The organism is Bacillus thuringiensis, from assembly GCF_001182785.1.
Classification (GTDB): Bacteria; Bacillota; Bacilli; order Bacillales; family Bacillaceae_G; genus Bacillus_A; species Bacillus_A thuringiensis_S.
The window spans coordinates 302,501-321,175 of record NZ_CP012099.1 but is presented as its reverse complement, the minus strand read 5'-3'; the positions used below and the strand labels follow the sequence as shown (position 1 = coordinate 321,175).

The following is an 18,675-nucleotide window of genomic DNA, read 5'->3' as shown; positions in this document are numbered from 1 at the left end:
TTAATTTTGATATTACATATAAAAAATCAGTATTTTACGCCCCATATATATTCCTCTATCATATATATTAGAAGATATTTCAAGAAGGGAGATTATATGAACGAGACAAAAACATGGAAAATGATTATAGCTGGGATATGTTCTTTAATAGCTGTCATGGGTATTAGTCGGTTCGCCTACACACCGATTATTTCTTTTATGGAAAAGCAAGCCCATATAGAAGATGACCTCGCTGGATATTTAGCATCCAGTAATTATCTTGGTTATTTACTTGGGGCATTCTTTATTGGATTCATTACGATAAAAAATCGTGAAAAAATATTACACCTCTGCTTATTCTTCAATGTTCTTTCAACTCTTTGTATGGGCTTAACCTCTTATATCTTTTTATGGTTTCCCCTTCGCTTTATCGGTGGTTTCACAAGTGCAATTGTATTTGTTCTTGCCTCTAGTATTGTTTTAGATTATTTATTTCAAAGTAATAAAGTCATGCTAGGTGGCATGATTTATAGCGGTGTTGGAATTGGCATTATTTTCTCTGGAAGTTTCGCACCTTTATTCAACTCAATTTGGAATTGGCAAGGTGCATGGATTGGGTTAGGACTTATTAGTTTTAGTTTAGCTATCCTTGTATGGAAATGGTTAAGAGAGGACAGTAGACGTACTATACAGCAACCAAAAAGTACTATACAAGCTACATCTCATAGAAAAAACTATTTATTTTGGCTTATTTTAGCTTACGGATTCGAAGGGTTTGGCTATATCATTACAGGGACCTTCCTTGTCACCATTGTAGAAAGAATTACACTATCACCCTTCTATGCATCTTGTAGCTGGATTATTGTCGGTATTGCTGTCATCCCATCTAGTTACATTTGGTCCACTGTTGCTCGGAAGTACGGACCAACACGAGCTCTTACATCCGCCTATATGTTACAAATTATAAGTGTACTTTCTCCACTCCTTATTCCAAACCTTTTTGGGGCATTTCTAAGTGCATTCCTTCTAGGTGCTACATTCGTCGGAATTACAATTTTAACAACTACAGAAGCAAAACGAATAAGACCGAATGAAAGTAATAAAATCATTGGTTATACGACAGGTGTTTATGGGATTGGCCAAATTATCGGTCCAATCTTTACAGGTATTATTGCAGAGCAAATGCAAAGTTTTTCCCTCCCACTCCTTGTCGCTGCTCTTACGTTAATTATCTCAATACTGCTATTATTAATTGGAGAAATAAGATGTAAGCAGGTAGAGAAAAAGTGTATATAGATACAAATAGTTTATAATCTCTTGAAAAGATTCAACGTACTATACTCTATTTCCTATAAAAAAAGAAGCTAACATATGTTAGCTTCGCGTAATCTCATGCCCAATCGCACGATATCCTATATCACTACGATAAAATAAGCCATCGCTTTCAATCTTTGCGATTTCTTTATACACTCTATCTTTCGCTTCTTGTAAGTCTTTCGCTTTATAAGCAATAAATAGTACACGGCCACCATTTGTTACAAAATCCCCATGCTTCATCGCTGTACCTGAATGAAAGACAATAGCATCTTCTAAACGATCTAATCCTGTAATAATTTCACCTTTTTTATACACTTCTGGATATCCTTTTGAAGCAAGTACAACACCAATTACTGCTTCCTCTGACCACTCTAACACTAACTCACTTTCATCTAATACAGCGTTACATACATCAACTAAATCATTTTCTAAGCGAGGTAATACAACTTCTGTTTCAGGATCACCAAAGCGTGCATTAAATTCAATTACCTTTGGACCGTCATTTGTTAAAATAAGCCCTGCATATAAAATCCCTGTAAACAATCGATTTTCTTGGATCATTGCTTGAGCAGTTGGATGTAATACGGTTTGAATCGCTTCTTGAACTGCTGATTCTGGAATTTGTGGTACTGGAGAATATGCACCCATTCCGCCTGTATTTGGGCCTTTATCAGCATCAAAAGCTCGTTTATGGTCCTGAGCGATTACCATCGGATGTACAGTTGTTCCATTTACAAATGCCATTAATGAAAATTCTTGTCCATCTAAAAACTCTTCAATAACAACCTTCTTACTTGCCGCGCCGAACTTCACATCTTGTAGCATTTCTTTCACAGCTTGTAATGCCTCTTCAAGCGTCATTGCTACCGTTACCCCTTTACCAGCAGCTAATCCGTCAGCTTTAATAACAATTGGTGCACCAACTTTTTGAATGTACTGTACTGCCTCTTCATAATCTGTAAAAGTTTCGTACGCCGCAGTTGGAATATCATACTTTTTCATAAGCTCTTTTGTAAAAGCTTTACTACCTTCAATAACAGCAGCCGCTTTATTCGGACCAAATACGCGAAGTCCCTCTTCTTTAAAACGATCAACAATTCCATTCATAAGTGGAATTTCTGGTCCAACGAAAGTTAATTCCACATTATTCTCTTTGGCAAATAAAACTAATGCATCAAAATCATTTTCATCAATATCAACTGGTATTGCAACATCTCGCATACCTTCATTACCTGGTGCTACATATACCTTTTTCACTTTTGCAGATTGTGCAAACTTCCAAGCTAAAGCGTGCTCACGCCCACCGCGGCCGATTACTAAAACATTCATATTTCATCCCCCAATAATTAAATAAGTACAAACTAGAAGCTATGCTCCTAGTTTGCTTTTTCATATCAATAAAAGGTTATCTCGACCAGACTTTTTAAACATCCATATCAATAAAGGTTTAAAAAGGAGGATTAAGAGAACCGAGCAGGTCTAGGCGCATTTGCCAGGAGGACACGGAGTGTAGCTTTCCTACATGAGTACCGCACTGGCATTGCAACGACGACATGCGAAGGTTATCTTGACCGGACTTTTTAAAAATCCTCTATTAGTGTTTGAAATGACGTACGCCAGTGAACACCATAGCAATCCCATACGTATCTGCCACTTTAATAGAATCTTCATCACGGATTGATCCGCCCGGTTGAATGATTGCTGTAATTCCTGCTTTTGCTGCTTCTTCTAATGTATCTGGCATTGGGAAGAAAGCATCAGATGCAAGCGCGCTACCTTGTGCTTTTTCACCAGCTTGTGTAATTGCGATTTTTGCAGAACCTACACGGTTCATCTGTCCCGCACCGACACCAATTGTCATGTCATCTTTCGCTAAAACAATTGCGTTTGATTTCACATGTTTTACAACTTTCCAAGCTAGTTTTAAATCTTTCCATTCTTGCTCTGAAGGTTCACGTTTCGTTGGAATTGAAATTGTACTTTCATCTAATGATAACGTATCTTCCTCTTGAACGAGAAGTCCACCTTGTACAGAAGTTAGTTTTTTACTTGCACTTGTCGCTTTTTCAATATTTACAGTTAGTAAGCGTAAGTTCTTCTTACTTTGCAACACTTCTAAAGCTTCTTGCGAGAACGAAGGTGCGATAACAATTTCTAAGAAAATTTCATGTAACTTTTCTGCTGTAGCTTTATCAATTTCACGATTTGCTGCAATAATACCGCCGAAGATTGATACTGGATCCGCTTCATAAGCACGAGTATATGCTTCGTGAATATCAGTTCCTACTCCAACACCACATGGATTCATATGTTTTACTGCTACTACTGCTGGTTCTGTAAATTCTTTTACGATGCTAAGCGCTGCGTCTGCATCATTAATATTGTTATACGATAATTCTTTACCGTGTAATTGTTCTGCGTATGCAACAGAAGAAGTTGCTGCGAATGGCGCTTTATAGAAAGTTGCTTTTTGATGTGGGTTCTCGCCATAACGTAAGTCTTGCTTTTTCTCAAATGTCACAGTTAATGTTTCTGGACTTTCTTCACCCATTTGCTCTGTTAAGTAGTTAGAAATTAACGCATCATACGCTGCTGTATGACGGAATACTTTCGCTGCTAGTTTACGTTTTGTTTCCTCTGCCACTTCACCGTTCTCTTTTAGTTCTGCTAACACAATATCATAATCTACTGGGTCTACAATTACAGATACGAATTTATGATTTTTCGCAGCAGAGCGAATCATTGTTGGGCCACCGATATCAATATTTTCAATTGCATCAGCAAATGTTACATCAGGCTTAGCGATTGTTTCTTTAAATGGATATAGGTTTACAACAACAAAATCAATTGCTTGAATGCCTAGTTCATTCATTTGCGCTACATGTGTTTCATTATCACGAACTGCTAATAGACCACCATGAATATTTGGATGTAAAGTTTTCACACGACCATCCATAATTTCAGGGAAACCAGTTACTTCAGAAATACCAATTACTTGTAAGCCGTTTTCTTCTAGTAATTTTTTCGTACCACCTGTTGAAATAACTTCAATCCCTTGCTCTAGTAACCCTTTAACAAATTCTACTACTCCTGTTTTATCTGAAACACTTACTAATGCACGCTTTTTCATTTATCCTTCACCCCTGGTTGTATGTTAGTTAACAGTTGCTTCTTTCACAGACTGAACAATTTGATTCACTGTATTTACGTATAATTTATGTTCAACTTGCTGAATTTTCTTTTGTAAGCTTTCTCTCGTATCCCCTTCAGAAACAACCACTGCTTCTTGCGCAATAATTGGCCCTGTATCCATACCTGCATCTACATAATGAATTGTTACTCCAGTTACTTTCACACCTGCTTCTAACGCTTGACCGACAGCATCTTTACCCGGAAAGCTCGGTAGTAATGATGGATGAATATTAATAATCTTTCCGCCGTATGTTTCTAGTAACGTCGGCCCGATTAAACGCATATATCCAGCTAAAATAACATAATCAATTTCATATTCTTCTAGCTTCTTTAATATCTCTTTTTCAAACGCTTCTTTTGACTCATATGCTTTCGCTGAAAAAGCGAAACACGGAATATGATGATAATGCGCTCGCCCAACAGCACGTGCTTCTGGTTTATCACATACTAATAAACTAATTTCTGCATCCAATCTTTTTTCTTCTACCGCATTAACGAGAGATTGAAAGTTAGATCCACTTCCAGAAGCAAAAACTGCTAATCTACTCATAGTGCTGTGCCCCCATTAAAAGTAACGCCAGCTCCTTGTACAGTACGTCCAATAATACGAGCCGTTTCTCCTTGCTCTTCAAGAAGACGAACAACATCTTTTGCATCTTCTTCCTTCACTGCTACTACCATACCAATACCCATGTTAAAAATATTGAACATTTCTTTCTCTTCCAGCTTTCCAACTTCTTGAAGTAAATGGAAGATCGGCTGAATTTTCCAAGATCCTAGTTCAATCTCAGCACCAATTCCTTCTGGCAACATACGTGGGATATTTTCAATAAATCCGCCCCCTGTAATATGCGCCATACCGTATACTTCATGCTTCTTCAATAGTTCTAAAATAGGTTTGACATAAATTTTCGTTGGTTTTAATAGTTCTTCACCAAGAGGTAGTTCTAAGCGTCCATAAATACGCTCTAAAGATAGTTCTCCATCTTCTAGTAACACTTTTCGTACTAAAGAGTAACCATTGCTATGAATACCGCTAGATGCTAAGCCAATTAGCACGTGACCAGCTTCAATCTTTTCACCTGTTACAATTTTCTTTTTATCAACAATCCCAACTGTAAAACCAGCTAAATCATATTCTTCCGTAGAATACATTCCTGGCATTTCAGCTGTTTCTCCACCGATTAATGCACAACCAGCTTGGCGACAGCCCTCTGATATACCTTTGACGATGTTTTCAATTTTACTAGGTTCAGCTTTACCACAAGCAATATAATCAAGGAAGAAAAGCGGCTCTGCTCCTTGGACAACAATATCATTTACACACATTGCTACTGCATCAATACCAATTGTGTCATGTTTATCTGCCATAAAAGCGAGCATCAATTTTGTTCCCACGCCATCTGTTCCAGATACTAATACAGGTTCTTCTAATGCAAATTTTGATAGATCAAACATACCTCCAAAACCGCCTAAACCGCCTAGTACTTCTTTTCTCATAGTTGTTTGTACGTGTTTTTTCATGCGAGATACCGCTTCATATCCAGCTTCAATATCTACTCCTGCTTGCTTATATGCATTCGCCATCGTTATTTACACCTCGTCTTTTAATTTCTCCCCATCCAGGGCGGGCCGTTTTAAGAAAGAAGCTAGCTTCTACATCAAAAGAAGTAGAAGCTTTTTTCACTTTTCTTATTTCATACTTTCTAAAAGCTCTTGCTCATAATCATAAAGAGCTGTTGGATAGTCCCCATTAAAGTAAGCCATACATAAGCCGCCATATTTCCCTTCATATGGACGTCCAATTGCATCTACTAATCCATCTTCGCTTAAAAATGTTAAAGAATCTGCTCCGATCATTTCACGGATTTCTTCTACTGTATTATTTGCTGCAATTAATTCTTTTCTCGTTTGAATATCAATGCCATAGAAACATGGATATTTCAGAGGTGGTGAAGCGATTCTTACATGAACTTCTGTCGCTCCAGCTTCACGAAGCATACGAACAATTCGTTTACTTGTCGTTCCTCTTACGATAGAGTCGTCAATCATAACAACTCGTTTCCCCTCAACCACACCTCTTACTGCGGAAAGCTTCATCTTTACCCCTTGCTCGCGCAGTTCTTGAGAAGGTTGGATAAACGTACGTCCAACGTAACGATTTTTAATTAATCCTAACTCATACGGAATACCTGTCGCCTCCGCATAGCCAATCGCAGCTGAAATACTAGAATCTGGTACACCAGTAACAACATCTGCTTCAATAGGAGCTTCTGCCGCTAAACGTTTCCCCATGTTTTTACGTGCTGCATGAACGTTAACGCCTGCAATATTAGAATCTGGTCGTGCAAAGTAAATGTATTCCATACTACAAATTGCATGTTCTACATCGTTTGTGAAACGATCTACGTGAATTCCTTCATCATTAATGATAAGTAATTCACCCGGTTCTACATCACGAATGTATGTTGCACCTACCACATCAAAAGCACATGTTTCAGATGCTACAACGTAAGCATCCCCCATCTTTCCAATTGAAAGCGGACGGAACCCATTCGGATCTAATGCAACGATCATTTCATTTCCAGTTAGTAAAAGATACGCAAACGCACCTTTCACTTTATTTAAAGCCTCTTTTACACTTTCAATTAAAGAATCTTTCGTGCTACGTTTAATAAGATGTAAAAGTACTTCTGTATCTGAACTAGTTTGAAAAATACTGCCCTCTGCTTCTAATTCACGGCGAAGCATTTTTGCATTAATTAAATTTCCGTTATGAGCTAACGCCATACTATGATCGGAAAAACGGAACAACAATGGTTGAACGTTAGCAACTTCACTTCCACCAGCTGTTGCATATCGTACATGTCCGATTGCTGATTTTCCATTTAATCCTTCTAGCTCACCTCTTGAAAACACTTCTGATATTAAACCTAACCCCTTGTGACCGACGATTTTTTCCCCATTATTTACGACAATGCCTGCGCCTTCTTGCCCACGGTGCTGTAAACTGTGCAATCCGTAGTATGAAACTTGTGCCGCATTTTCATGCCCCCAAATTCCGAAAACGCCACATTCTTCGTTTAACCCCTTTATTTCAGCAAGCATGGGATTGCCCCTTTCCAAGCCTTTCTCATTTCATCTACATTTGCTGTAAGTAATACTTCATTTTCTTCATTATGAATTGTTACTTCATTTGTACTTGTTACTTCTCCAACTTGGATTGCTTCTACCACTTTCTCAAACGCCTCTTTATTTTCACGTTTTACAGTTAGCACGAAGCGAGACTGTGATTCAGCGAATAATGCTGCTGTTGCTTCTCCATCTAATTTCACAGTAGCACCTAAGCCTTTAGCACCAATCGCACTTTCTGAAATTGCAACTGCTAAGCCACCTTCAGCAACATCATGTGCAGATTGAACAAGACCAGCTTGAATTGCTTCTAATACTTGTTTTTGGCGTTTTAATTCTACATCTAAATCAATACTTGGTGATTGACCGAAAATTTTGCCGTGAATCATTTTCTGTAATTCACTTCCGCCAAACTCAGCTTTCGTCTCACCGATTACATAAACTAAATCACCAGCTTGCTTAAACTCTTGTGTTGTTACATGTTTTAAGTCATGTACAAGTCCGACCATCCCAACAGTTGGTGTTGGATATACAGCTTCGCCACTACGCTCGTTATACATCGATACGTTTCCGCCGATAACTGGTGTTTGTAATGTGCGACAAGCTTCACTCATACCGTCTACTGATTTCTCAATCTGCCAGAAGATTTCTGGTTTTTCTGGGTTACCGAAGTTTAAGCAATCTGTAATTGCAAGTGGCTCCCCGCCAGAACATACGATATTACGCGCTGCCTCTGCTACTGCAATTTTACCGCCCATTTCTGGATCTAGATAAATGTAGCGAGAGTTACAATCTGTCGTCATTGCTAATCCTTTTTCTGTACCGCGTACACGTACAACTGCTGCATCCGAACCTGGTGTAACCACTGTGCTTGTGCGAACTTGGTAATCGTATTGATCGTATACCCACTCTTTACTTGCAATTGTTGGTTGTTGTAATAGAGCGAATAACGCTTCTTTATAATTTTCTACTTTTGGTGTTTCCATTTTCATTGCTTGGAATTCAGCAAAGTATGCCGCTTCTTTTGAAGGCTTATGATAAATTGGTGCTTCTTCTGCTAACGCATCTGCTGGAACTTCAGCTACCTTTTCACCTTTATGGAATAAACGAAGCATTTTATCTTCCGTTACTTTCCCCATCGTAACCGCTGCAAGACCATACTTCTCAAATAAATCTACTATTTCTTGCTCTCTACCTTTTTTCACAACAATTAACATACGCTCTTGTGATTCAGATAGCATCATTTCATATGGTGTCATTCCTGTTTCACGTTGTGGTACATCATCTAAGTACATTTCAATACCCATTCCTGCTTTACTTGCCATTTCTGCAGATGATGATGTTAAACCAGCCGCACCCATATCTTGAATTCCAACAAGTGCATCAGATTGAATCAATTCTAAACACGCTTCAATAAGAAGTTTTTCCATAAATGGATCCCCTACTTGAACCGCTGGACGTTTCGCTTCTGAGCTTTCAGATAGTTCTTCCGACGCGAATGTTGCACCGTGAATACCGTCACGACCAGTTGATGCTCCTACGTACATTACTGTGTTACCAGCACCGTGCGCTTGCCCTTTTTTAATATCTTCGTGGTTAATCAAACCTACGCACATTGCATTTACAAGTGGATTTCCTTCATAACATGGATCAAATTGTACTTCGCCGCCAACAGTCGGAATACCGATGCAGTTACCGTATCCTGCAATTCCCGCTACTACTTCTTCGAATAAATATTTCACACGTGGTGACTGTAATTCACCGAAACGAAGTGAGTTTAATAGAGCTACCGGACGTGCTCCCATAGAGAATACGTCACGAATAATACCACCAACACCTGTTGCTGCTCCTTGATATGGTTCAATAGCTGAAGGATGGTTATGACTTTCCATTTTAAATACAACAGCTTGATTATCACCGATATCTACAATTCCAGCACCTTCTCCAGGTCCTTGCAGAACGCGCTCGCCTGTCGTTGGAAACTTACGAAGAACTGGTTTTGAATTTTTATAACTACAATGTTCAGACCACATTACAGAGAATAACCCTGTTTCTGTATAATTTGGCAGACGACCTAAAATCTTTTCAACCATGGCAAACTCTTCGTCTGTTAGCCCCATTTCCGCATATATACGCTCTTCTTTAATTTGTGTTGGATTTGGTTCAAGCATTAACGACATATGTTTCCCTCCACTGTTTTAAGATAGATTGAAAGACTTTTAACCCTTCAGCACCGCCAAGTAATTCATCTACAGCACGCTCTGGGTGTGGCATCATACCAAGTACATTTCCTTTTTCGTTTACAATACCAGCAATATCTGAAACGCTACCGTTAGGGTTTTCTATGTAACGGAATGCAATTTGATTATTCTCTTCTAATCTTTTAAGAGTCGCTTCGTCACAATAGTAATTCCCCTCACCATGAGCGATTGGAATATTGATTACTTCATCTTTTTCATATTGTGATGTAAACATCGTTTCATTATTTTCAACACGCAACTGAACAGTGCGACACATAAACTTTAAGTTTTCGTTTCTCATTAACGCTCCTGGTAGTAATCCTGATTCAACAAGAATCTGGAATCCATTACATACACCTAAAATCGGCTTTCCTTGCTCAGCAGCTTTTTGCACTGCTTTCATTGCATTAGCAAAGCGAGAAATAGCACCGCAGCGTAAGTAGTCACCGTAAGAGAATCCACCTGGTAATAAAATTGCATCATATTCATCTAAATTCTCTGTATCGTGCCAAACGTAATCTACTTCTTCGCCAAGCTCATCTTTAATTGCATGGAACATATCGACATCACAGTTCGAACCCGGAAATACTATTACGGCAAATTTCACTGTGCGACAACCTCCTCAACTTCATAACGGAAGTCTTCCATTACAACGTTCGCTAATAGTTTTTCACACATTTCTTTTACCTTGCTATCTAAATCAGATACAGATTTATCAATCGTTAATTCCATGTACTTTCCGATTCGAACGTCTTGTACTTCTGTGAATGAAAGACTATGAAGTGCTCCTTTTACCGCTGTTCCTTGTGGATCTAATACGCTTTCTCTTAATGTTACATATACCTTAACTTTATACATGTGAAATTCCCCCTAAACGTTTTAAAATCTCTTCATAAGCATCTGTTAAATTTCCAAGATCGCGACGGAATACGTCTTTATCAAACTTTTCATTGCTCGTTTCATCCCATAAACGACAAGTATCTGGTGAAATTTCATCCGCTAAAATGATTTCTCCTTCTTCCGTTACACCAAACTCTAATTTGAAATCTACTAATCTTACGCGACAGCTTGCGAAATGATCAATCAACACTTGATTGATTTGTAGAGCCATATTTCGTAATACACTTACTTGCTCTGGCGATGCAACGTTTAATACACGAATATGATCTTCCGTTACAAGTGGATCTCCTAAATCATCATCTTTGAAGTAAAATTCTACGATTGGTTCTGCAAGTACAGTTCCCTCTTCCATTCCTAATCGTTTTGAAAGACTTCCTGCAATTACATTTCTTGTGACAACTTCTAAAGGAATAATACTCACTTTTTTAACAAGTTGTTCTGTTTCAGATAACTTCTCAACAAAATGTGTTTTAATTCCTACTTCTTGTAACTTTCTGAACAATAAAGTTGTAATCTCATTGTTCAAACGACCTTTTCCTGTAATCGTCTCTTTTTTCTCCCCATTGAAAGCAGTCGCACTATCTTTGTACTCTACCCAAACCATATCTGCTGATTCTGTACGATAAATTCTTTTTGCCTTACCTTCATACAGCAATTCTAGCTTTTGCATTTCGCAAGCCCCCTGTAGTTTGAAAAATGTGAATAATGTTTTTATAAAGAATGGCACAGAATGACTCTATTCTGTGCCATATGAAATTTTACGCTTCGTTTAATCCAAGGCGTTCAAAGATTGTATCAACATGTTGCATATGATGCTCATAGTTGAAGCATTCATTAATTTCTTCTTGTGTTAACTTACTTGTAATACGCTCATCAGCTTCAACAAGCTCTTTAAATTGTACTTGTGTTTCCCAAGCTTCCATCGCTTTAGGCTGTACGATATCATAAGCTTCTTCACGTACCATACCTTTGTCGATTAGTGTAAGCATTACGCGCTGAGAATAAATTAAGCCGTATGTTCTTGTCATATTGCGTTTCATATTCTCTGGGTATACAGTTAAGTTTTTAACGATATTACCAAAGCGATTTAACATGTAATTTAATGCGATTGTAGCATCTGGTAAAATTACACGTTCTGCTGAAGAGTGAGAAATGTCACGCTCATGCCATAATGGAACATTCTCATAAGCTGTCATCATATAACCGCGGATAACACGAGCTAAACCAGTCATATTTTCAGAACCAATTGGATTACGTTTATGCGGCATTGCAGAAGAACCTTTTTGACCTTTTGCGAAAGCCTCTTCAACTTCACGTGTTTCACTCTTTTGTAAACCACGAATCTCAACTGCCATCTTTTCGATAGATGTTGCGATTAATGCAAGTGTCGACATGTAGTGTGCGTGACGATCACGTTGCAATGTTTGTGTTGAAATTGGTGCTGCTTCTAATCCTAAGTTTTCACAAACATATTTTTCTACGAATGGATCGATATTTGCATATGTACCAACTGCACCAGATAGTTTACCAACACGAACTGTATCAGCAGCTTGTTTGAAACGCTCTACGTTACGTTTCATCTCTTCATACCAAAGACCAAGTTTTAAACCAAATGTCGTTGGTTCTGCATGAACACCGTGTGTTCTTCCCATCATGATTGTGTATTTATGCTCTTTCGCTTTGTTAGCTAAAATGCTTACAAAGTTCTCTAAGTCTTTTAATATGATTTCATTCGCTTGTTTTAAGATGTAAGATAATGCTGTATCTACTACGTCTGTAGATGTTAAACCGTAATGAACCCATTTACGTTCTTCGCCTAATGTCGGCGTTTCTGATACAGCACGAGTGAATGCAACTACGTCATGACGTGTTTCTTTTTCAATTTCATAAATACGATCAATATCAAATGATGCATGTTCACGAATTTTTTTAACATCTTCTTTTGGAATGTCGCCAAGCTCAGCCCATGCTTCACAAGCTAAAATCTCAACTTCTAACCACGCTTTAAATTTGTTCTCTTCCGTCCAAATCGCACCCATTTCAGGGCGTGTATAACGACTAATCATCTTTTTCCCTCCAACAGTTGTTCTTGATGGTCCCAAATATGCAAACTCTTCGCTTTTTCTAGAGCAACTTCAATATTATCATTTAAAATATTAACATGCCCCATTTTTCGCTGTGCTTTTGCTTCTTCTTTTCCATACAAGTGTAAATAGCACCCGGTTAGTCTATTCACTTGTCTTAGGACCCCTTCTATATGTTCGCCTAAAATGTTTACCATGACAACTGGTTTTAACAAATTTGTTTCTCCTAGAGGTAAATTACAGATTGCTCGAATATGTTGACCAAATTGACTCGTTTCACATGCATCCTGTGTGTAGTGTCCTGAATTGTGAGGTCTTGGTGCTAATTCATTAATGTAAATCTCACCATTAGTTGTAGCAAACATCTCTACTGCTAGTGTTCCCACAAGTTTTAATTCATCCGCAAGTACCTTTGCATAAGCAATTGCTTTTTGAGAAAGCTCTTCTGTAATGCGAGCTGGAACGATAGATTCATGTAAAATGTTATTTACATGAATATTTTCTGCTACTGGAAACACTTTCGTTTCACCACTTACACTACGAATCACAATAACAGATACTTCTTTTTCAAAAGGCACCCATTTCTCTAAAATACACTCTGCTTTATCCACAAGATTTCTTGCTGTCTCAACATCAGCCTCACTTCTTAAAACAACTTGCCCTTTCCCATCATATCCACCTGTCGTCGTTTTTAAGACGGAAGGGAATGATAACTCAGCAATTGCTTCTGTAAGCTGATCTTGATTTTGAACTAATCTATACGTTGCTACTGGTAACCCAGCTTTCTCAATCGCATTCTTTTCTGTAAAACGATTTTGCGTTGTATTTAACAACTGACTACCTTGTGGCAAGTAAGCATGTTTTTCAAGCCATTGTAAACATCTATAATCAATATTCTCAAATTCATATGTGACAACATCACTTATCTCTGCTAAATGCTGAATTGCCTTTAAATCGTCATACGGTGCAACAATTTCAATATCAGCAACTTGTGCACATGGTGAATGCTTTGTAGGATCTAAAACAGCAATTTTATATCCCATCTCCTTGGCTGCCAATGCCATCATTCTTCCTAGCTGGCCGCCTCCAATAATGCCGATTGTTTTTCCAGGTAAAATGATTCTCGTCATACTAGCTCACTACCTTCACGCACATCTTTTTCAATCGCTTCTCGTCTCAATTCTAATGCATCATGTATATCATCATAGAATGATCCAAGTATTTGTGCAGCAAGTAATCCAGCATTCGTTGAACCGGCTTTACCAATTGCAACAGTTGCAACTGGAACACCCCCTGGCATTTGGACGATGGATAATAATGAATCTAAGCCGTTTAATGCTTTTGATTGAACTGGAACTCCAATTACAGGAAGATTTGTCTTCGCTGCAACCATTCCTGGTAAATGTGCTGCTCCACCAGCTCCAGCAATAATAACCTTCAATCCACGTTCACGAGCCGTCTCTGCATATTCAAACATATAATCCGGAGTCCGATGAGCGGATACAACCTTTTTCTCATACGGTATATTTAATTCATCTAAAATGTCACAAGCATATTTCATTGTTTCCCAGTCTGACGTACTTCCCATTATGACTCCAACTAGTGATTTCATATTAGAATCCCCCCGATTCAAATAAAAAAAGCCTGAAATAGAACAGTTTCTCTTTTACTATGAGAGAAAGCGCTCTACTCAGGCATACGTATCCCTTGTGAATAGAAAAATACCGAGTGACTTTCCCTCATAGTCTAACGAATAACGGTCGTTAGGTAGAGACTTGCAGGCCATATCCCCGCGATTATATGAGGTCTTATATTATTGTTTCTATGGCTATATTAACAATATTTCATAAACGATGTCAATAAATAATCGAATGTTTTTTTATTAGTAGTCAATAACGTTCGTGTTTTAGTTATATTCAAAAGAAGAATTGCAACTATATGCAAGAAGAAAAGGGAATTAGAATATATATTTCTAGAGATCTATTTACTTATAATCGTTTATATAGTACTTCAGTATGTTTTAAATCAAAATATGTACACTCTTGTATTCTACACATCAATAGAACTTTTATTATAACGATTTAATTTCTAAGGAGGATAAACGTGAGAGAAAGAACTACGCTATTATCCTATTTATTTTTTCTATCGCAGTAATTGTTGTAATTATTGAATACTTATTTATAGCATCTCATTATTTAAAATATATACTTATGATAGAAATAATGTGTTCTATTTTAAGTATTACTTTAGCGGCATTAGGAAAATCAGGAACACAAAAAATCATTGCTATTATTTTAAACAGTCTCTATTTCATTCTTTTTTCGTCTTTAGCGTTATTAAATTTATGGATTATAACATTCGGTAAATAAAAATAAACACAAAAAAACCTAAGTCGAAACGACTTAGGTTTTTGCTTGGCGACGTCCTACTCTCACAGGGACAAGGTCCCAACTACCATCGGCGCTAGAGAGCTTAACTTCCGTGTTCGGTATGGGAACGGGTGTGACCTCTCTGCCATCATCACCAAACTATGAAGGCATATTCCTTCAAAACTAGATAACATTGCTACATATTATATGGTTAAGTCCTCGATCTATTAGTATTCGTCAGCTCCACATGTCACCATGCTTCCACCTCGAACCTATCAACCTGATCATCTTTCAGGGATCTTACTAGCTTACGCTATGGGAAATCTCATCTTGAGGGGGGCTTCATGCTTAGATGCTTTCAGCACTTATCCCTTCCGCACATAGCTACCCAGCTATGCCCTTGGCAGAACAACTGGTACACCAGCGGTGCGTCCATCCCGGTCCTCTCGTACTAAGGACAGCTCCTCTCAAATTTCCTACGCCCACGACGGATAGGGACCGAACTGTCTCACGACGTTCTGAACCCAGCTCGCGTACCGCTTTAATGGGCGAACAGCCCAACCCTTGGGACCGACTACAGCCCCAGGATGCGATGAGCCGACATCGAGGTGCCAAACCTCCCCGTCGATGTGGACTCTTGGGGGAGATAAGCCTGTTATCCCCGGGGTAGCTTTTATCCGTTGAGCGATGGCCCTTCCATGCGGAACCACCGGATCACTAAGCCCGACTTTCGTCCCTGCTCGACTTGTAGGTCTCGCAGTCAAGCTCCCTTATGCCTTTGCACTCTACGAATGATTTCCAACCATTCTGAGGGAACCTTTGGGCGCCTCCGTTACACTTTAGGAGGCGACCGCCCCAGTCAAACTGCCCACCTGACACTGTCTCCCGGGTCGATAAGACCCGTAGGTTAGAATTTCAATACAGTCAGGGCGGTATCCCACCAGCGCCTCCACCGAAGCTAGCGCTCCGGTTTCAATGGCTCCCGCCTATCCTGTACAAACTGTACCAAAATTCAATATCAGGCTACAGTAAAGCTCCACGGGGTCTTTCCGTCCTGTCGCGGGTAACCTGCATCTTCACAGGTACTATAATTTCACCGAGTCTCTGGTTGAGACAGTGCCCAAATCGTTACACCTTTCGTGCGGGTCGGAACTTACCCGACAAGGAATTTCGCTACCTTAGGACCGTTATAGTTACGGCCGCCGTTTACTGGGGCTTCAGTTCAGAGCTTCGCTTACGCTAACCCCTCTCCTTAACCTTCCAGCACCGGGCAGGTGTCACCCCCTATACTTCGCCTTACGGCTTCGCAGAGAGCTGTGTTTTTGCTAAACAGTCGCTTGGGCCTATTCACTGCGGCTTTCCGTTAAGAAAGCACCCCTTCTCCCGAAGTTACGGGGTCATTTTGCCGAGTTCCTTAACCAGAGTTCTCTCGCACACCTTAGGATTCTCTCCTCGCCTACCTGTGTCGGTTTGCGGTACAGGCACCTTTTATCTCGCTAGAAGCTTTTCTTGGCAGCGGGGAATCAAAGACTTCGCTCCATAAGGAGCTTCCCCATCACAGCTCAGCCTTCACGATAAGCGGATTTGCCTACTTATCAGCCTAACTGCTTGGACGTGCACAACCAATCGCACGCTTCTTCTATCCTTCTGCGTCCCTCCATTGCTCAAACGATAAAGAGGTGGTACAGGAATATCAACCTGTTGTCCATCGCCTACGCCTGTCGGCCTCGGCTTAGGTCCTGACTAACCCTGAGCGGACGAGCCTTCCTCAGGAAACCTTAGGCATTCGGTGGACGGGATTCTCACCCGTCTTTCGCTACTCATACCGGCATTCTCACTTCTAAGCGCTCCACCAGTCCTTCCGGTCTGACTTCACTGCACTTAGAACGCTCCCCTACCACTGATACCATTGGTATCAATTCGCAGCTTCGGTGGTGTATTTAGCCCCGGTACATTTTCGGCGCAGAGTCACTCGACTAGTGAGCTATTACGCACTCTTTAAATGGTGGCTGCTTCTAAGCCAACATCCTAGTTGTCTAAGCAACTCCACATCCTTTTCCACTTAATACACACTTTGGGACCTTAGCTGGCGATCTGGGCTGTTTCCCTCTTGACTACGGATCTTATCACTCGCAGTCTGACTCCTAAGGATAAGTCATTGGCATTCGGAGTTTGACTGAATTCGGTAATCCGATGAGGACCCCTAGTTCAATCAGTGCTCTACCTCCAAGACTCTTACACTTAAGGCTAGCCCTAAAGCTATTTCGGGGAGAACCAGCTATCTCCAGGTTCGATTGGAATTTCTCCGCTACCCACACCTCATCCCCGCACTTTTCAACGTGCGTGGGTTCGGGCCTCCATTCAGTGTTACCTGAACTTCACCCTGGACATGGGTAGATCACCTGGTTTCGGGTCTACGACCACGTACTAAACGCCCTATTCAGACTCGCTTTCGCTGCGGCTCCGCCTCTTCAGCTTAACCTTGCACGGGATCGTAACTCGCCGGTTCATTCTACAAAAGGCACGCCATCACCCATTAACGGGCTCTGACTATTTGTAGGCACACGGTTTCAGGATCTCTTTCACTCCCCTTCCGGGGTGCTTTTCACCTTTCCCTCACGGTACTGGTTCACTATCGATCACTAGGGAGTATTTAGCCTTGGGAGATGGTCCTCCCAGATTCCGACGGAATTTCACGTGTTCCGCCGTACTCAGGATACATTCAAGAGAGAACGAAGTTTCGACTACGGGGTTGTTACCCTCTACGACGGACCTTTCCAGGTCGCTTCGTCTACCTCGTTCCTTTGTAACTCCGTATAGAATGTCCTACAACCCCAAGAGGCAAGCCTCTTGGTTTGGGCTATGTTCCGTTTCGCTCGCCGCTACTCAGGAAATCGCATTTGCTTTCTCTTCCTCCAGGTACTTAGATGTTTCAGTTCCCTGGGTCTGTCTTCCATACCCTATGTATTCAGGTAAGGATACCATACCATTACGTATAGTGGGTTTCCCCATTCGGAAATCTTCGGATCAAAGCTTACTTACAGCTCCCCGAAGCATATCGGCGTTAGTCCCGTCCTTCATCGACTCCTAGTGTCAAGGCATCCACCGTGCGCCCTTTCTAACTTAACCAAACTAAAAATTAAAAAATATGAGCTACACTGTTATCTAGTTTTCAAAGAACATACATTTATATATGAGAGATAGTTCTCTCAAAACTGAACAAAACGAAACACGGAAACTTATATTGATGAACAGCGTTCATCAATTCTCCATAGAAAGGAGGTGATCCAGCCGCACCTTCCGATACGGCTACCTTGTTACGACTTCACCCCAATCATCTGTCCCACCTTAGGCGGCTGGCTCCATAAAGGTTACCCCACCGACTTCGGGTGTTACAAACTCTCGTGGTGTGACGGGCGGTGTGTACAAGGCCCGGGAACGTATTCACCGCGGCATGCTGAT

The 18,675-nt window shown here is 40.1% G+C and carries 13 protein-coding genes, 3 rRNA genes, 1 pseudogene and 1 riboswitch (1 of these 18 running past the window's edge); of the genes and pseudogenes, 2 read left to right on the top strand and 15 right to left on the bottom strand.

Translation table 11 applies throughout. The features are described from left to right. The first annotated feature begins 96 nt into the window (after positions 1–96). Positions 97–1,275: a YbfB/YjiJ family MFS transporter gene (locus AC241_RS01760; protein WP_029441468.1), complete on the top strand. Its 1,179-nt coding sequence runs from the start codon at positions 97–99 to the stop codon at positions 1,273–1,275. 78 nt (positions 1,276–1,353) lie between these two features. Here the strand turns inward: AC241_RS01760 and purD are convergent, their stop codons facing one another. From purD to purE, 12 genes are all read right to left on the bottom strand, one after another. After that, positions 1,354–2,625: a phosphoribosylamine--glycine ligase gene (gene purD, locus AC241_RS01755; RefSeq protein WP_029441467.1), complete on the bottom strand. Its 1,272-nt coding sequence runs from the start codon at positions 2,623–2,625 to the stop codon at positions 1,354–1,356. Positions 2,626–2,890: 265 nt separating this feature from the next. Further along, positions 2,891–4,426 (bottom strand): bifunctional phosphoribosylaminoimidazolecarboxamide formyltransferase/IMP cyclohydrolase, encoded by a 1,536-nt coding sequence (gene purH, locus AC241_RS01750; protein WP_016083735.1) that lies wholly within the window; start codon positions 4,424–4,426, stop codon positions 2,891–2,893. 24 nt (positions 4,427–4,450) lie between these two features. Continuing rightward, positions 4,451–5,038: a phosphoribosylglycinamide formyltransferase gene (gene purN, locus AC241_RS01745; protein WP_016083736.1), complete on the bottom strand. Its 588-nt coding sequence runs from the start codon at positions 5,036–5,038 to the stop codon at positions 4,451–4,453. Next, on the bottom strand, positions 5,035–6,075 hold the full coding sequence (gene purM / locus AC241_RS01740; RefSeq protein ID WP_016083737.1) for a phosphoribosylformylglycinamidine cyclo-ligase: 1,041 nt from the start codon (positions 6,073–6,075) through the stop codon (positions 5,035–5,037). The genes purN and purM overlap by 4 nt, the downstream gene beginning before the upstream one ends. A gap of 105 nt (positions 6,076–6,180) precedes the next feature. Next, entirely contained in the window at positions 6,181–7,596 is a 1,416-nt protein-coding gene (purF, locus tag AC241_RS01735; protein WP_000879026.1) for an amidophosphoribosyltransferase, read from the bottom strand. Further along, positions 7,581–9,800: a phosphoribosylformylglycinamidine synthase II gene (gene purL / locus AC241_RS01730; protein WP_016083739.1), complete on the bottom strand. Its 2,220-nt coding sequence runs from the start codon at positions 9,798–9,800 to the stop codon at positions 7,581–7,583. The genes purF and purL overlap by 16 nt, the downstream gene beginning before the upstream one ends. Further along, complete coding sequence (purQ, locus tag AC241_RS01725) at positions 9,784–10,467, bottom strand: phosphoribosylformylglycinamidine synthase subunit PurQ (protein ID WP_029441465.1); 684 nt, start codon at positions 10,465–10,467, stop codon at positions 9,784–9,786. The genes purL and purQ overlap by 17 nt, the downstream gene beginning before the upstream one ends. Then, positions 10,464–10,718: a phosphoribosylformylglycinamidine synthase subunit PurS gene (gene purS / locus AC241_RS01720; protein WP_000278823.1), complete on the bottom strand. Its 255-nt coding sequence runs from the start codon at positions 10,716–10,718 to the stop codon at positions 10,464–10,466. Before purS ends, purQ begins: the two co-directional genes overlap by 4 nt. Further along, a complete protein-coding gene (gene purC, locus AC241_RS01715) occupies positions 10,711–11,430 on the bottom strand; it encodes a phosphoribosylaminoimidazolesuccinocarboxamide synthase (protein WP_029441464.1) in 720 nt (239 codons plus the stop codon). The genes purS and purC overlap by 8 nt, the downstream gene beginning before the upstream one ends. An 88-nt stretch (positions 11,431–11,518) precedes the next feature. Next, positions 11,519–12,826 (bottom strand): adenylosuccinate lyase, encoded by a 1,308-nt coding sequence (gene purB / locus AC241_RS01710; RefSeq protein WP_000625687.1) that lies wholly within the window; start codon positions 12,824–12,826, stop codon positions 11,519–11,521. Continuing rightward, on the bottom strand, positions 12,823–13,974 hold the full coding sequence (purK, locus tag AC241_RS01705; protein WP_048564830.1) for a 5-(carboxyamino)imidazole ribonucleotide synthase: 1,152 nt from the start codon (positions 13,972–13,974) through the stop codon (positions 12,823–12,825). Before purK ends, purB begins: the two co-directional genes overlap by 4 nt. Then, positions 13,971–14,456, bottom strand: a complete 486-nt coding sequence (gene purE / locus AC241_RS01700) for a 5-(carboxyamino)imidazole ribonucleotide mutase (RefSeq protein WP_043937814.1) — start codon at positions 14,454–14,456, stop codon at positions 13,971–13,973. The genes purK and purE overlap by 4 nt, the downstream gene beginning before the upstream one ends. A gap of 110 nt (positions 14,457–14,566) precedes the next feature. Further along, a riboswitch (purine riboswitch) is annotated at positions 14,567–14,668 on the bottom strand. 279 nt (positions 14,669–14,947) lie between these two features. Between purE and AC241_RS35830 the strand changes: the two are divergent. Beyond that, positions 14,948–15,213 (top strand): annotated as a pseudogene (locus AC241_RS35830) (hypothetical protein). 43 nt (positions 15,214–15,256) lie between these two features. Here AC241_RS35830 and rrf read toward each other — a convergent pair. From rrf to AC241_RS01685, 3 genes are all read right to left on the bottom strand, one after another. Continuing rightward, positions 15,257–15,372: ribosomal RNA gene (gene rrf / locus AC241_RS01695) — 5S ribosomal RNA — on the bottom strand. A gap of 48 nt (positions 15,373–15,420) precedes the next feature. Continuing rightward, positions 15,421–18,342: ribosomal RNA gene (locus AC241_RS01690) — 23S ribosomal RNA — on the bottom strand. Positions 18,343–18,488: 146 nt separating this feature from the next. After that, positions 18,489–18,675, bottom strand: a 16S ribosomal RNA gene (locus AC241_RS01685); it runs 1,365 nt beyond the window's last position. The 16S, 23S and 5S rRNA genes sit together here, the layout of an rRNA operon.

Excerpts from the sequence above, each read along its gene's own strand:
- purF (WP_000879026.1), bottom strand. The coding sequence starts at position 7,596 with ATGCTTGCTGAAATAAAGGGGTTAAACGAAGAATGTGGCGTTTTCGGA.
- purS (WP_000278823.1), bottom strand. The coding sequence starts at position 10,718 with ATGTATAAAGTTAAGGTATATGTAACATTAAGAGAAAGCGTATTAGAT.
- purC (WP_029441464.1), bottom strand. The coding sequence starts at position 11,430 with ATGCAAAAGCTAGAATTGCTGTATGAAGGTAAGGCAAAAAGAATTTAT.
- purL (WP_016083739.1), bottom strand. The coding sequence starts at position 9,800 with ATGTCGTTAATGCTTGAACCAAATCCAACACAAATTAAAGAAGAGCGT.
- purM (WP_016083737.1), bottom strand. The coding sequence starts at position 6,075 with ATGGCGAATGCATATAAGCAAGCAGGAGTAGATATTGAAGCTGGATAT.
- AC241_RS01760 (WP_029441468.1), top strand. The coding sequence starts at position 97 with ATGAACGAGACAAAAACATGGAAAATGATTATAGCTGGGATATGTTCT.
- purH (WP_016083735.1), bottom strand. The coding sequence starts at position 4,426 with ATGAAAAAGCGTGCATTAGTAAGTGTTTCAGATAAAACAGGAGTAGTA.
- purB (WP_000625687.1), bottom strand. The coding sequence starts at position 12,826 with ATGATTAGTCGTTATACACGCCCTGAAATGGGTGCGATTTGGACGGAA.
- purN (WP_016083736.1), bottom strand. The coding sequence starts at position 5,038 with ATGAGTAGATTAGCAGTTTTTGCTTCTGGAAGTGGATCTAACTTTCAA.
- purD (WP_029441467.1), bottom strand. The coding sequence starts at position 2,625 with ATGAATGTTTTAGTAATCGGCCGCGGTGGGCGTGAGCACGCTTTAGCT.
- purK (WP_048564830.1), bottom strand. The coding sequence starts at position 13,974 with ATGACGAGAATCATTTTACCTGGAAAAACAATCGGCATTATTGGAGGC.
- purE (WP_043937814.1), bottom strand. The coding sequence starts at position 14,456 with ATGAAATCACTAGTTGGAGTCATAATGGGAAGTACGTCAGACTGGGAA.